Below are 14,202 nucleotides of genomic sequence, written 5' to 3'. Positions count from 1 at the left end.
ATAAACGGCTTACACCCTGGTTTGCCCGCCTGCTGGACCTGCTATAACCGCTGGAGGCAGATATGGACAAGCACCTGTCACACCGCTGTCAGGAGCCTTTGCCTCAGCTCTGGGCACGAAGCTAGGCCTGGGGCAAGCTGGACGCGCGCTTTGCTGCGAACCGCAACAATGATCTGAGTGACTGACGGCTGGAATGGGAGTAAGCGAAAACCCATTTCAGTCGTTACCCATTAGTGAGAATGATAATGCCTTCTCGGCGCAGACTTCTTGACGCGATCTACGGCTATTTCGAAGATCGCCTCAACCCCTTTCCCAGCGCGGATCCGCAGGAGCCTCCGCGCACGCTTTTTGCATTCTGTGTGCATTTTACCCGTGGCTCGTGGTTCTGGATTGGGGTCTCCGCCGCCCTCATGACCATGATCGCCATCACGGAAGTCTGGATGTTCGCCTTCCTTGGCAATATCGTTGACTGGCTGGCAGTGCAGGACCGCGCGCATTTCTTCTCCAACGAAGGACTGAAGCTCGTGGCCATGGGAGCGGTGGCTCTGATCCTGCTCCCGGTTGCGGTTTTCCTGCACTCGCTCGTCACCCACCAGGTATTGATGGGCAACTATCCCATGCGCATCCGCTGGGACGTGCACCGCTACCTGCTCAAGCAGTCCATGACCTTCTATCAGGACGAATTCGCCGGTCGCATCGCCACCAAGCTGATGCAGACGGCGCTCGCCGTGCGCGAGTTCGTCATGAAGCTCATCGACGTGCTGAACTACGTCGTCGTCTATTTCACGGGCATCCTGATCATCGTCGCCTCGGCAGATCTCCGTCTGGCCATCCCGCTTGTCTTCTGGCTGATTGGATACGTCAGCCTCCTGCGCTACTACATCCCGCGCCTGGGCAAGGTGGCTGAGAAGCAGGCCGATGCCCGCTCGCTCATGACCGGTCGCGTGGTGGACAGCTACACCAACATCCAGACGGTGAAGCTTTTCTCGCATGCGGGCCGCGAGGCAAGCTATGCCCGCGAAAGCATGATCGGCTTCCTGAAGACCGTCTACGCCCAGATGCGGATGATCACGAGCTTCTACAGCCTGCTCTATGTGCTGAATGGCGCTGCACTTTTCACCGTCGGCGCACTGTCGCTCTACCTCTGGTCGCTGGACGCCATCAGCGTCGGAGCGGTCGCGGTGGCGATCGGCCTCGTCCTGCGCATCTGGAACATGTCCCAGTGGATCATGTGGGAAATGACCATGATGTTCGAGAACGTCGGCACGGTTCAGGACGGTATTGCTTCCATCTCCATGCCGCGCCTGGTTCAGGACCGGGCGGGTGCGAAGGATATCGTCGTCAGCAAGGGCGAGATCGCCTTCGAGAACGTCAGCTTCCACTACGGCAAGAAGGGCGGGGTGATCGAGAACCTGACGCTGACCATTAAGCCGGGCGAGAAGATCGGTGTGGTGGGCCGTTCCGGCGCCGGAAAGTCCACTTTCGTCAATCTGTTGCTGCGGTTTTATGACGTGCAGTCGGGCCGCATCCTGATTGATGGACAGGACATCGCCGACGTTACGCAGGACAGCCTGCGCGCGCAGATCGGCATGGTCTCGCAGGATACGTCTCTGCTTCACCGCTCCGTCCGCGAAAACATCATCTATGGCCGCCCAGATGCGACAGATGAGATGATGCTCGAGGCAGCCCGTCGCGCCAGCGCACTGGAATTCATCGACAGCCTTGCCGATATAAAGGGACGCAAGGGCTTCGACGCGCATGTTGGCGATCGGGGTGTGAAACTGTCAGGCGGGCAGCGGCAGCGAATAGCCATTGCCCGCGTTATGCTGAAGGATGCGCCGATCCTGATCCTGGACGAGGCAACTTCCGCGCTGGATTCCGAGGTTGAGGCTGCCATTCAGGACAATCTCTACCGCCTGATGGAAGGCAAGACCGTGATCGCGATTGCACATCGCCTCTCCACCATTGCGGCGATGGATCGGCTGGTGGTTCTCGACAAGGGAAGGGTCGTGGAGCAGGGCACCCATGAGGAACTCCTGGCGCGCGACGGCATTTACGCCCGGCTTTGGCAACGTCAGTCCGGCGGTTTCATTGATGTCGAAGTGTCGGAGGCGGCCGAGTGAAAGCAGAAGAGAAGAAGTCAGACAAGGCGGAGCTTCTGTGGAGCAGGGCGGAAAGCACGATAGACGCGTTCGGTGACACCGATGTTCCGGTTCTGCCGAAGGACGCTGCCCGGTTCATCTACTTCTTCGCCAAGCAGGCCAAGGGGCCCTTCCTGCTTCTTCTCATCATCGGTGGTCTTGTGGGTGCCGTGGACGCCGGCCTCTATTGGGGCGTCGGCCGGCTGATCGACCTGCTCGACACCGCTTCCCCCGCCACGCTCATTGCCGACCACTGGCATGAACTGGCCGCACTAGCCTTGCTCGTTCTGGTGGTCCGCTCGATCGTCATGGTCGCCAATACGGTTATCGAGGAGCAGGTCATCACGCCTGCCTTCTACCAGCGGGTGCGCTGGCAGGCCTTCCGCCGCGTGATGGACCAGCCTTACGAATTCTATCAGAACGATTTTGCCGGACGCATCGCCACCAAGATCATGCAGGGCGGCGAAGCGACCGGAGACTTCATCATCTCGATCCTCCAGACGACGTGGAGTTTTCTCACCTTCCTGCTGCTCGCGGGAACGATCCTCACGGCGCTCGACCCGCTTCTCGGTGTCGTCCTGGCGCTGTGGGTCGGAGCCTACCTGTTGATCGCCCGTTACCTGCTCCCGCCGCTGCGTGAGGCTGGCCGCCGCCGCGCCGATGAGCGCTCTGTGCTCAGCGGCCGCATGGTCGATGCCTTCACCAACATCATGGCGGTGAAGCTCTATGACAGCGGTCGCCGCGAACACGGCTATGTTCGCGAGGGCATGGCGCGACTGCTGCATGCGAGCCAGATCGCCGGACGCGCAGTTACCCGCGTGCGCGGCATGGTCTTCATCGTCAACGGCGTCATGATGACGGCCGTCGGCGCGATCTCCGTGATGAGCTGGATGGAGGGCAACACGACCAGTGGCGCGATTGCTGCCGCCATGGGCCTCGTGCTGCGGCTGAACCAGATGTCTGGCTACATGATGTTCAACATCAACGGCCTCATCCGCTCCTACGCGACTGTGCAGGATGCCACGACTATTATTTCGCAGCGCCCTGCGATCCAGGACAAGCCCGCAGCCAAGGTGCTCGATCATGCGGAAGGCCACATCCGGTTCGACAACGTGACCTTCAACTATGGCAAGGAAGGCGGCATCATCGAGAACCTGAACCTCGAGATCCTGCCCGGAGAGCGCGTCGCTCTGGTCGGTCCTTCGGGTGCTGGCAAGACGACGATCGTGAACCTCATGCTCCGCCTCTTCGATGTCGAAGGTGGACGGGTGCTGCTGGACGGTAACGACATCCGCGATTTGACCCAGGCGTCGCTGCGCGGCCAGTTCGGCGTTGTCAGTCAGGAGCCGATCCTGATGCACCGCTCCATTCGCGACAACATCGCCTATGGTAAGCCGGGCGCGACGGAAGAGGAAATCATCGCAGCGGCCAGGCGGGCTTCGGCGCACGACTTCATCCTGCGCGTGCAGGACCCGAAGGGCCGCACCGGCTACGACGCCCATGTGGGGGAGCGCGGGGTCAAGCTTTCGGGTGGCCAGCGCCAGCGCATCGCCATCGCGCGCATGATGCTGAAGAATGCGCCGATCCTCATCCTCGATGAGGCGACCTCGGCGCTCGATTCCGAGATCGAGTCGGTGATCCAGGAGAACCTGGAGAAGCTGATGGAGGGCAAGACCGTGATTGCTATTGCCCATCGTCTCTCCACCATCGCAGCTCTCGACCGCGTTATTGTGCTAGACAAGGGCCGCATCGTGGAAGAGGGGCGGCATGAGGATCTGCTGCAATCCGGCGGCCTCTACGCAAACCTCTGGAAGCGCCAGTCGGGCGGCTTCCTGGTGGACCGGATAGCGGCGGAATAGCGGCGCGGTTTCATGTCTGCGACCACTCCAGCTTCCGGCTCATGACAATCCGGCTATTGTCTTTTTCCCCGCCTGAACCAGATTAAAGGTTGTATTTCCGGTCGTATAACCCCACATTGTTGCGGGGAAATATAATGAAATCAGGTAGATGAACCTGATAGATGCAGATTCGAAAGGAGGATCGGATGAAGGAATTTCATTGCGGATCATTGGTACCCGGTTGTGCATGGCATACGCGTCACGAGGATGAGGCGGAAGTGATCCGCCGTGCGGTAGAGCACATGCGTGAGACCCACGGGGAGACGATCATTCGCGAGAGCATGGTTGAGGCCATCCGCTCCCGCATTCAGCCCGCGAAGAACGTGGCCTGACGGATTTCACGACTTGGTGCTGTTTCTGGCGCCGTCGCCCTCCGCTAGCGCGCAAAATCCACCCCCTCGATGGTTCGACAAGCTCACCATGAGGGGGTGGAGAAGATACTCACTTGCTTTCCGCTTCAGCCAGAAGCGCTTCCTTTGAAAGCGCAAAACCGCTCTCAACCCACTTCTGCTCAAGCCTGCTGAGCGTCTTTCCGACCTCCATCCCGGGCTCGAAGCCAATCGCCAGCAGGTCCTTGCCTGAGACAGGAAACTGCGGCCGCTCCCACGCCTGAGATTGTTTCAGAAGCCGCTGGTAACCGGCGAGCTTTTCAAGTGCTGCGGCATCCTCGGTCACGCGGGTTCGCTCGGTGACGATCGCCAGCTTCAGTCGCCAGGTGAGCCCCTGCACATCGTTCAGATAGAGCGTCTTGCGGAACTCGCCTTCGCTGAGGCCATGGGAAGGCATTGGCGTTTCCGCCCAAAGCTCTAGCCGTTCAGCTTCCCGCAGGGAGAGGCGCAGCCTCTTGCCCAGTTCCCGCATCCGTTCCGCATCTGGCGGAAGCATCGAGGCAAGGCGCAGCATGGGATCAAGCTCCCAATGCAGGGCCCGCTCGGCCTCGACCAGACCGTGGATCGTGTCGATCCCCCACTTCTCGCTCTCCGGCAGGATCGTGGTGAGCACACCCGTCTGCCGCATCCAGAGTAACGCGCGAGATGGGTCGGATGCTGAAAGCAGCTTCTTCAGTTCCGCCCAGACGCGCTCCGCCGAGAGCTTGCGCATCCCGTCCTTGAGGCGGGCGCAGGCCTTGATGCCTTCGGCATCCGGCCTTCCGCGCCCATACCAGGCGAAGAAGCGGAAGAAGCGCAGAATACGCAGATAGTCTTCCTTGATGCGCTTTTCGGCGTCCCCGATGAACCGCAGCGTTCCCGTCTCGATGTCCCGGACGCCCTCGACGAGATCGACGATAGTACCGTCCGCCTTGGCGTAGATGGCGTTGATGGTGAAGTCGCGCCGTGCCGCATCCTCGTTCCAGTCACGGCCGAATTGCACCACGGCGTGACGGCCGTCGGTCTCCACGTCGGCACGCAGCGTTGTTACCTCGAAAGGCTTGCCGGCTGCGATGACGGTGACGGTGCCGTGCTCGTAACCGGTCGGCACGACCTTGAACCCGGCCGCCTTCGCGCGCCGGATGGTTTCATCCGGAACGGTGGTAGTAGCCACATCAACGTCAGCCACATCCTGGCTGAGCAGGGCATTGCGGACTGCGCCACCGGCGACACGGGCTTCTTCACCATCCGTTGAGAGAACCGCGAGCAGCTTCTGCAGGCTTTCGTCTTTCAGCCATGCAGCGTCGATTCTTTTCATCGGTGGTATAGCCTCTCGTAGAGCATGTGAATGATGCCGGCGGTGACGCCCCAGATGTTGTATTGCTGATAAGGCATTCTGAAGAAATGCCTTTTCTGGTTCATCCAGTAGCGGCTATCGCGCTCGTGGTTCTCTTCATTCATCAGGAAGGAAAGTGGCACCTCGAAGGCGTCTTCCACTTCATCCTCGTTGATCGTCAGCAGGAAGTCGGGCTGCACCACCGAAAGGATCGGCAGCACGCGATAGCCGGTGCCGGTGTAGTAGAAGGGCAGGCGGCCGACAGTCTCCACGAAGGATGCATCTAGCCCGACCTCTTCTTCCGCCTCGCGGAGCGCGGCAGCTTCCGGCGACACATCCTCCGGATCGATGCGCCCGCCGGGGAAGGCGATCTGGCCTGCATGTTGGCGCAGCTTGCTGGAACGCAGCGTCAAGAGTACGGTCGCCTCGTCACCCCGATCGACGATAGGCACGAGAACGGCCGCATCGCGCGGTTGCTGCTGGATCAGCATGTCCTTGAGCGTCGGATTCAGGCGGTGGTCACCATATTCGGAGGTCTCCTCGTCGGTGAGGTGCAGGCGCGCTCGCTCGCGGAAATCACTGGCCGTGAAAAGCTTGGCACCTGTCGCTGCTGCGCATGCACTCATTGAGAAAGCATCTCCAGTCTGTCTACTTCCATTACGGGGAAGAGCGCACCACCTGACCGCACCGCGATTACGTTGCGGTCATCTATAGTGGCTTCTTCCCCCAACTCCAGCAATTCGTAGGTCATCGATCGCGTCACCAGAGCTTCCAGCCGCCCGCGAACATGTAGATAGGGTTTCATGCCGCCGGTTTCCCCATCTTCGACAAAACGGAGCGGATGGGCCGGGCCGGCTTCCACCACGTCGCCCACATTCGTGCGGAAGGTGAGGAGCTGGCTATCGCCCGTACCTGTCACCACCATCTCCACTGCCAGAAAATGGGCATCCGCTACACGGATTCCCACCTTTTCCACCGGCGTGACGAGATATGTCTGGCCGTCGTCATCCTTGCGCAGCACCGAGGAAAAGAGCTGAACGAGGGGCATCCGGTTGATCGGCGTGCCCATATACCACCAGCTCCCGTCGCTGCGGATCTCCATGTCGAGATCGCCGCAGAAGGGCGGGTTCCAGCGCTCAACCGGGGGGGCGCCTTTGCCGGCACGTGCGGCACGCGCGATCAGGGACGACAGCGCTTCTGCCTGGCCGGCCTTCGCCATGCCGGTGGGTTCCTCCATCGTCAGCAACCTCCATCGTTGGTGATGGTCACGAAATAGTCACCGTTCTTGGGATTGTCAGTAGGGAGAACGCATCTAAGTGTTCTATTCGGATTATTTCCATCGTGTGCTGAATGGCCTTAGACTACGCATGAGCCGAAATTCCGCCCCGCCACAGCAAGGGTACACCACATGAGCATAATCGCCCGGGACCAGAATGCCAGCATTCAGGGAGTAAGCGACAGGGAAATGGTCGCCGAGGCAGAGGCCGCTCTCGCAGATATCGCCCGCGTACGGGAATCGGTCGGCAGGGTCATCTTCGGCCAGGAGTCGGTGATCGAGCGGTCGCTTGTTGCGATTCTCGCCGGCGGACACGCGCTTCTGGTCGGCGTGCCGGGCCTCGCCAAGACAAAACTTGTGGACACGCTGGGAATCGCGCTGGGGCTCGACACCCGTCGCGTCCAGTTTACGCCGGACCTCATGCCCTCCGATATCCTGGGGTCCGAAGTTATGGAGCAGGACGAGACCGGACGCCGGTCCTTCCGCTTCATTCCGGGGCCAATCTTCGCCCAGCTTCTGATGGCCGACGAGATCAACCGTGCCAGCCCGCGTACGCAGTCGGCACTCCTGCAGTCGATGCAGGAATACCACGTCACAGTCGCGGGCCAGCGCCACGATCTTCCAGCGCCCTTCCATGTGCTGGCAACTCAGAACCCGCTGGAACAGGAGGGCACCTATCCGCTGCCCGAGGCCCAGCTCGACCGCTTCCTGATGCAGGTGGACGTCCTCTATCCGGAACTCGACGCGGAGCGGCGCATCCTCATCGAGACGACCGGTGTCACCGATGCCCACGCTACGCCCGTGCTGACGCCGGAGCGGCTCCGCGAAATTCAGCTCCTGATCCGTCGGATGCCGGTGCCCGAGAGCGTGGTGGAGTCGATCCTGACGCTCGTACGCTCCGCCCGTCCGGGTCATGGCAACGCCGAGATCGACCGTCATGTGAGCTGGGGTCCGGGACCCCGCGCCAGCCAGGCGCTGACGCTCTGCGCCCGTGCTCGTGCGCTTTATGACGGACGTCTTGCTCCGTCGGTCGATGATGTCCGCGCGCTGGCCGAGCCCATCCTGCAGCACCGCATGGCGCTGACCTTCGCGGCCCGCGCGGAAGGAACCAGCGTCCGCGATGTCATTGCCGGTCTGGTGAAGGACCTGAAATAGCCGCGACGGGCATCACGCCCACTATGAGGATTTATGGCGCGCATAGGTGAAACTACAGCTCCGGTCGCTTTGCAGGATGCGCTTGTCCGCGCCCGCACGCGCGCGTCGCTGATACCGGATCTGCTGATCGAGGCCCGTCGCATCATAAACAACGTCACTGCCGGTTGGCACGGCCGCCGCCGTCGCGGCATCGGCGAAAATTTCTGGCAGTTCCGCCCCTATGTCGAAGGCGAAGCCGTCGCCCGCATCGACTGGCGCCGCTCCGCCCGCGACGATCATATCTACATCCGCGACCGCGAATGGGAGGCTGCGCACACGGTCTGGCTCTGGGCAGACCGGTCTCCCTCGATGCTTTACCGCTCCCGTCTTGCCGATGTGCCGAAGGAATCCCGTGCGCTGGTGCTCATCCTGGCGATGGCGGAATTGCTGTCACGGGCAGGCGAACGCATCGCCTGGCCGGGCCTCACCGATCCGTTCGCCGCGCGCAACGGCGCTGAACGGCTTGCGCAATATATCGCCCACGCTGATCCTTCTGCGGCAAAGCCGGACCTGTCGCTCGTCAAGCGCATGAGCGATGTGGTGATCGCCAGCGATTTTCTCGACGTGGAGGAAACGAAGCGCTGGCTCGCGCCGCTGACGCGTAGCGGTGCTCGCGCTTATCTGATCGAGGTGGCCGATCCTGCGGAAGAGACGTTTCCCTACGCAGGCCGTACCGAGTTCCGCGACCCCGCGACCGGTGCAAAGCTCACGGCTGGCCGGGCGGAAACCGTGGCGGAAGACTACCGCCGTCTCTACATCGCGCGCCGCGAGGAGTTGATGGACTGGTGCAGCAAGCTCGGCTGGAGCTACACCGTCAACCACACCGATCGACTCGCTTCTGACGCGCTCGTCCGGGTCCATGCCGCCATGGCCGCTGGCACGGATCTACGGCTATGAGTTTTCTGCCGTTCACCTTTGCGACGCCGATGGTCCTCTGGGGACTGCTTGCGCTGCCGGTCATCTGGTGGCTGCTCCGGCTGACACCGCCGCGCCCGCAGGAGGAGGCGTTTCCGCCGCTCGCGATCCTTGCCAGGGTAATCCGCCGCGAAGAGACGCCGAACAAGAGCCCATGGTGGCTGACGCTGCTCCGCCTGCTGCTGGCAGCAATTGTCATTCTCGCGCTGGCCGACCCCGTATTCAATCCGCGGGAACGTATGGCGGTGAACGGGCAGTCGCTTGCCATCGTACTGGACAACAGCTGGGCCGCTGCTCCCGATTGGGACCGTCGCGTTGCCACTGCTACCCGCCTGATCGAGGATGCGCGTGACAGCAACACGCCGGTGGTCCTGGCACTGACGGCGGAACGGCCCGCGCAGGAAATCGGCCCCTTTGATGCTGCGACGGCACTCGACCGGCTGAACGCCGCCGAGCCGCGTCCCATCCCGCCGGATCGTCCGTCTGTCTATGGCCGCGTCGCAGGAGCGCTGGAACAGGCGCCGAACGCAACGCTTGCGCTTTTGACTGATGGCATCGCTCAACCAGGCGATGAGGAAGCTTTTCGCGAGATCATGTCCGGCGGCGTCGCCGACGTTCTCTGGTTTGATCCAGGTAGCCTGCCGCTCGTCACGGTGGTCGACACGTCGAACGAGCCGGAGCGGTTCGTCATCCGCGCGCTGCGGCCAGCGGGCCAGCAGCAGCCCCTGCGCGTCAACGCGCTGGCGCTTGATGCTCAGGGACGGCGCATTGCTGAAACGCCCGTGACGTTCGGCCCGGGCGACGTCTCCGTGCTCGCCGAAATGCGGGTGCCATTTGAGCTGCGCAACGACTTCGCCTCCGTCGTGATCGATGGACAGAGCCAGGCGGGTGCGGTCCATCTTCTGGACGAAAATTCCCGCCGCCGTCGCGTCGGGCTTCTCTCGCAGGCAGAAGCCGATCAGGCGCAACCTCTGTTGTCGCCGCTCTATTACATCCGCCGCGCGCTTGGGCCTTTCGCAGATCTGATCGAACCTTCAAGCCCCGATCTGACCGTGGCGCTGCCGGAACTGCTGGAACAGCAGCCTGCTGTCATCGTCATGGCCGACGTCGGCACGCTTCCCCAGTCCGTGCACGATTCGCTGGTGCAGTGGATCGAGCGGGGCGGCACGCTGCTTCGCTTCGCCGGCCCGCGCCTTGCAGCCGCAGAAGGGAACGACGACGCGCTGCTACCCGTGCGTCTGCGAACCGGTGAGCGCTCGCTCGGGGGCGCGCTTTCCTGGTCCGAGCCGCAGCCTTTGAGCGAGTTCCCGGCGACCGGACCCTTCTCCGACCTGACACCGCCCCGCGAGGTCACCGTCAACCGTCAGGTGCTTGCCGAACCGTCTGCCGACATTGTCGAGCGCACCTGGGCCAACCTTGCCGATGGTACGCCCTTGGTGACGGGTGCTGCGAGGGGTGAGGGCAGGGTGATCCTCTTCCATATCACGCCGGAGGCCACCTGGTCGAACCTGCCCATTTCGGGAAGCTTCGTTGAAATGCTCCGCCGCGTGGTGCAGCTGTCACGCAATCAGGGCAGCGCTTCAGCGCAGGGACAGTCCGCCAAGGCCGTTCTTCCGCCCTACCGGATGATCTCGGCTACCGGCGCCATCGTGCCGCCGGGACAGGAGGCAGAACCGCTCGCCCCTGGCGCCAACGTGGCGGTGACCCTGTCCAATCCGCCTGGTCTCTATGGTTCGGAGGAAGGGTTCGTGGCCCACAACCTGCTCAAACCTGATGCCGAACTTGCACCGCTTCGCCAGCCCCAATCGCCGGTGCCGCTGACGGAAGCGAGCTACGCCTTCGATTCCGCGCAGCCCATGAAGGGAACACTTATGGCGATTGCGCTCGGTCTGCTCGCGCTCGATACCCTCGCCATGTTGTGGCTCGGCGGTTTCGCCAATCGCGCGCGAATTGGGCGCCGGCGCGCGACCACGGCACTGCTTGCGGTCGGCCTTTCGGTCGCTTTGTTTCCTGCTGAACCAACCCGCGCACAGGAAGCGCCTTCAGCCCCGCAGGTGTCGGAAGCTGAAGCCATCGAAGCGATCTCCGCCACCCGCATCGCCTATGTGGTGACGGGCAATTCCTCCGTCGACGCGATCAGCCGCGCGGGCATTGAGGGCCTGAACCGCTTCTTGGCCGACAAGACGGCGCTGGAGCCGGGGGAGCCTGCGCCGCTCGATATTGCGACCGACGAACTCTCCTTCTACCCCCTGATCTACTGGCCGATCGATGCCAATGCGGAGATGCCCACCGAACAGGCGATCGCTCGCATCGACGCCTACATGCAGCAGGGCGGAACCGTGCTCTTTGACACGCGCGACCAGTATTCCGCAGGCTTCGGCAGCGGCGATGCGGTGACGCCTGAGACACAGCGCCTGCGCGAGATCCTCTCCGGCCTTAATGTCCCTGCACTTGAGCCGGTCCCGGAAGACCACGTGTTGACCAAGGCCTTCTTCATCCTGGATGAGTTTCCAGGCCGCTTCCGTGGCAGCGAGCTCTGGGTTGAAGCCTCCGTCAACGCTCAAAGCCGGCAGGACCGTCCGGTGCGTGTGGGCGATGGCGTGACGCCGATCATGATCACCGGCAATGACTTCGCGGGGGCGTGGGCGATCGACTCCGGCGGCGAAGCGATGCTGCCGACCGTGCCGTCTGATCCGATGCAGCGCATCTACGCCTATCGCGCGGGCGTGAACATCATGATGTACATGCTGACCGGCAACTACAAGTCGGACCAGGTGCACGTACCGGCAATCCTCGAACGTCTGGGGCAGTAGAGCATGAACTGGTCCATCAGCTTCGAGCCGCTGTTTCCTGTCCTGACGCTTGCACTGGTGCTGGTACCCATCGCGCTGCTCGTACTGGTTGGTCTCTTCATGCGCCAGCGCGGTTCGGTGCTGCGTCTGGCGGCTTTGGCGGCTCTCGCGCTGGCACTCCTCAATCCCGTGCTGCTGGAAGAACAGCGCGACCCGCTGAAAAGCGTCGTCGCCCTTGTGGTCGACAAGAGCCAGAGCCAGAATATCGGTGATCGCTCCGAGGTAACCGAACAGGCCGCGGCAGCATTGCGCGCCCGTCTTGAGCGCTTCAACCAGTTCGAAGTCCGTATGATCGAAGCCGGTCAGAGCGACGCCGCGGAAGAGCGGACCGAGACGCGTCTGTTTGAGGCGATGGAAGGTGCATTGCACGACGTCCCGCCCTCGCGCATCGGCGGAACGATCATGATCACTGACGGGCAGGTGCATGATGTTCCCGAGAATGCCGCCGGGCTTACTGCGCCGCTTCATGCGTTGATCACCGGCGAGGAGGACGAGAAGGACCGTCGCATCCGCTTTGAGCGCGCGCCGCGCTTCGCCATCGTCGGCCAGCCGATGGAAATGACCTATCGCGTCATCTCGGCTCCCCAGGAAAAGGGGATCGTTGAAGTCGAGGTCTTCGTAAACCGCGAGCTCCAATCAATAGAGCAGGCGGCGATTGGCGAGGAAATGCCCGTCTCCGTCACCATCCCGATCGCCGGCCGCAATGTTGTCGAGCTGCGGATGCCGGTGGAGGAGGGCGAACTCACCGAAACCAACAATCGGACTGTCGCCCTTGTCGACGGTATCCGCGAGAACCTGCGCGTGCTGCTGGTCTCCGGCGAGCCCCATTCGGGTGAGCGCACCTGGCGCAACCTGCTGAAGTCGGACGCCTCCGTTGACCTCGTGCACTTCACCATCCTGCGCCCCCCGGAGAAGCAGGATGGAACTCCGATCAACGAGCTGTCGCTCATCGCTTTCCCGACGCGCGAGCTGTTTGTCGAGAAGGTCGAGGATTTCGACCTCATCATCTTCGACCGGTACCAGCACCGTGATGTGCTGCCGCTGCTCTATTACGACTATATCTCGGAATATGTGCAGAACGGCGGTGCGCTGCTCATCGCGGCCGGACCGGAATTCGCAAGCGAGCAGTCGATCGCCCGCACGCCGCTGATCTCTGTTCTACCTGCCGTACCCACTGGCGAGGTGCAGGAGAGCGGGTTCTTGCCGCGCCTGAGCGACACTGGCGCCCGCCATCCCGTCACACGCGGCCTGGACGGTTCGGACGTTGACCCACCGAACTGGAGCCGCTGGTTCCGCCTCGTAGGTATTGATCAGCCGGATGGCCATGTGGTCATGGAAGGTCCCGACAAGAGCCCGTTGCTCGTTCTCTCCCGCGTTGGCGAGGGCAGGGTCGGCATGTTCCTGTCGGATCAGGGCTGGCTCTGGGCGCGCGGCTTTGAAGGCGGCGGTCCCTATGTTTCGCTCTATCGCCGCATCGCCCACTGGCTGATGAAGGAACCGGAGCTTGAGGAAGAGCGCCTCACCGCTGCGGGCCGCGGCATGACGCTGGAAATCACCCGCCAGACCATGGCAGACGAGCCGGAGCCGGTGACGGTCACCATGCCCTCCGGCGAGAAGCGCGAGCTGCCGCTGGTGGCAGGCACGCCGGGCCTCTTCGACGCTGTCATGGAGACGGATGAAATCGGCCTTTACCAGGTGACGAGCGGCGATCTGACTGCGCTCGCCCATGTAGGTCCGGTGAACGCGCCGGAATTCGCGGCGACCGTTTCCACGGAAGACGTGCTGCGTCCTGTGACCGAAGGATCGCGCGGCAGCGTCCGCCGCCTGACCAAGGGTGTTACCGGCCTTTCGCTGCCCAACATCGTTCCGGTCCGGGCGAATGCCACAGTGGCTTCCGGGCGCGACTGGATCGGGCTCAGAACCACCAACGACAGCATTCTCCGCTCGGTGCAGCGTGTGCCGCTCTTTGCGGGCTTCTTGGGCCTTGGTGTCCTGCTGCTGGCCTTCGGCGCGATGTGGTACCGGGAAGGGCGGTAACCCTCCCGTCGGCCTTGATGCATCCGGGGCAATCTGCGAGACTTACCCTGTCTGAAACAGGTTAGGTTGTGGACGGTTGGCCCAACCCCGTACTCTATTTGTGAGTACGGTCCTTCCACTGGTCACGACAGCTCGAGCTGCAGATGGGGCTAGGACGGCCCAAGACCTGAACGCCTTGCACGGTG

General features: G+C 62.5%; 10 protein-coding genes. 7 read left to right on the top strand and 3 right to left on the bottom strand.

Annotation, left to right across the window (positions count from 1 at the left end; translation table 11 throughout):
• The first annotated feature begins 245 nt into the window (after positions 1 to 245).
• The 3 genes from IEX27_RS13015 (at position 246) to IEX27_RS13005 (ending at position 4,371) form a co-directional block, all read left to right on the top strand.
• Positions 246 to 2,123 (top strand): ABC transporter ATP-binding protein, encoded by a 1,878-nt coding sequence (locus tag IEX27_RS13015; protein WP_188721486.1) that lies wholly within the window; start codon positions 246 to 248, stop codon positions 2,121 to 2,123.
• Positions 2,120 to 4,000 (top strand): ABC transporter ATP-binding protein, encoded by a 1,881-nt coding sequence (locus tag IEX27_RS13010; RefSeq protein WP_188721485.1) that lies wholly within the window; start codon positions 2,120 to 2,122, stop codon positions 3,998 to 4,000. The genes IEX27_RS13015 and IEX27_RS13010 overlap by 4 nt, the downstream gene beginning before the upstream one ends.
• A gap of 185 nt (positions 4,001 to 4,185) precedes the next feature.
• Positions 4,186 to 4,371 (top strand): DUF1059 domain-containing protein, encoded by a 186-nt coding sequence (locus IEX27_RS13005; RefSeq protein ID WP_188721484.1) that lies wholly within the window; start codon positions 4,186 to 4,188, stop codon positions 4,369 to 4,371.
• 109 nt (positions 4,372 to 4,480) lie between these two features.
• Here the strand turns inward: IEX27_RS13005 and IEX27_RS13000 are convergent, their stop codons facing one another.
• From IEX27_RS13000 to IEX27_RS12990, 3 genes are read right to left on the bottom strand one after another with little or no spacing between them, the layout of a single operon-like run.
• Positions 4,481 to 5,725, bottom strand: coding sequence for a CCA tRNA nucleotidyltransferase (locus IEX27_RS13000; RefSeq protein WP_188721483.1), 1,245 nt, complete (start codon positions 5,723 to 5,725; stop codon positions 4,481 to 4,483).
• On the bottom strand, positions 5,722 to 6,369 hold the full coding sequence (locus IEX27_RS12995; protein WP_188721482.1) for a CoA pyrophosphatase: 648 nt from the start codon (positions 6,367 to 6,369) through the stop codon (positions 5,722 to 5,724). The genes IEX27_RS13000 and IEX27_RS12995 overlap by 4 nt, the downstream gene beginning before the upstream one ends.
• Entirely contained in the window at positions 6,366 to 6,980 is a 615-nt protein-coding gene (locus IEX27_RS12990) for a DUF1285 domain-containing protein (protein WP_188721481.1), read from the bottom strand. The genes IEX27_RS12995 and IEX27_RS12990 overlap by 4 nt, the downstream gene beginning before the upstream one ends.
• A gap of 171 nt (positions 6,981 to 7,151) precedes the next feature.
• On the opposite strand from IEX27_RS12990, the gene IEX27_RS12985 reads away from it, so the two are divergent.
• From IEX27_RS12985 to IEX27_RS12970, 4 genes are read left to right on the top strand one after another with little or no spacing between them, the layout of a single operon-like run.
• The gene (locus IEX27_RS12985; protein WP_188721480.1) at positions 7,152 to 8,174 is read left to right on the top strand and encodes an AAA family ATPase; all 1,023 of its coding nucleotides are present in this window, start codon (positions 7,152 to 7,154) and stop codon (positions 8,172 to 8,174) included.
• 33 nt (positions 8,175 to 8,207) lie between these two features.
• Positions 8,208 to 9,110, top strand: coding sequence for a DUF58 domain-containing protein (locus tag IEX27_RS12980; protein ID WP_188721479.1), 903 nt, complete (start codon positions 8,208 to 8,210; stop codon positions 9,108 to 9,110).
• On the top strand, positions 9,107 to 11,941 hold the full coding sequence (locus IEX27_RS12975) for a DUF4159 domain-containing protein (RefSeq protein WP_188721478.1): 2,835 nt from the start codon (positions 9,107 to 9,109) through the stop codon (positions 11,939 to 11,941). Before IEX27_RS12980 ends, IEX27_RS12975 begins: the two co-directional genes overlap by 4 nt.
• A 3-nt stretch (positions 11,942 to 11,944) precedes the next feature.
• Positions 11,945 to 14,017, top strand: a complete 2,073-nt coding sequence (locus tag IEX27_RS12970) for a hypothetical protein (RefSeq protein ID WP_188721477.1) — start codon at positions 11,945 to 11,947, stop codon at positions 14,015 to 14,017.
• Positions 14,018 to 14,202 lie beyond the last annotated feature (185 nt).

Source organism: Nitratireductor aestuarii (assembly GCF_014641695.1).
In the GTDB taxonomy this organism is placed as follows: domain Bacteria; phylum Pseudomonadota; class Alphaproteobacteria; order Rhizobiales; family Rhizobiaceae; genus Chelativorans; species Chelativorans aestuarii.
The sequence above is the reverse complement of the archived record's forward strand: the minus strand, read 5'-3'. Positions and strand labels throughout refer to the sequence as shown.

Bases quoted from the DNA above. Each gene is read 5' to 3' on its own strand.
- IEX27_RS13015 (WP_188721486.1), top strand. From the start codon at position 246: ATGCCTTCTCGGCGCAGACTTCTTGACGCGATCTACGGCTATTTCGAA.
- IEX27_RS13005 (WP_188721484.1), top strand. From the start codon at position 4,186: ATGAAGGAATTTCATTGCGGATCATTGGTACCCGGTTGTGCATGGCAT.
- IEX27_RS13000 (WP_188721483.1), bottom strand. From the start codon at position 5,725: ATGAAAAGAATCGACGCTGCATGGCTGAAAGACGAAAGCCTGCAGAAG.
- IEX27_RS12995 (WP_188721482.1), bottom strand. From the start codon at position 6,369: ATGAGTGCATGCGCAGCAGCGACAGGTGCCAAGCTTTTCACGGCCAGT.
- IEX27_RS12990 (WP_188721481.1), bottom strand. From the start codon at position 6,980: ATGGAGGAACCCACCGGCATGGCGAAGGCCGGCCAGGCAGAAGCGCTG.
- IEX27_RS12985 (WP_188721480.1), top strand. From the start codon at position 7,152: ATGAGCATAATCGCCCGGGACCAGAATGCCAGCATTCAGGGAGTAAGC.
- IEX27_RS12980 (WP_188721479.1), top strand. From the start codon at position 8,208: ATGGCGCGCATAGGTGAAACTACAGCTCCGGTCGCTTTGCAGGATGCG.
- IEX27_RS12975 (WP_188721478.1), top strand. From the start codon at position 9,107: ATGAGTTTTCTGCCGTTCACCTTTGCGACGCCGATGGTCCTCTGGGGA.
- IEX27_RS12970 (WP_188721477.1), top strand. From the start codon at position 11,945: ATGAACTGGTCCATCAGCTTCGAGCCGCTGTTTCCTGTCCTGACGCTT.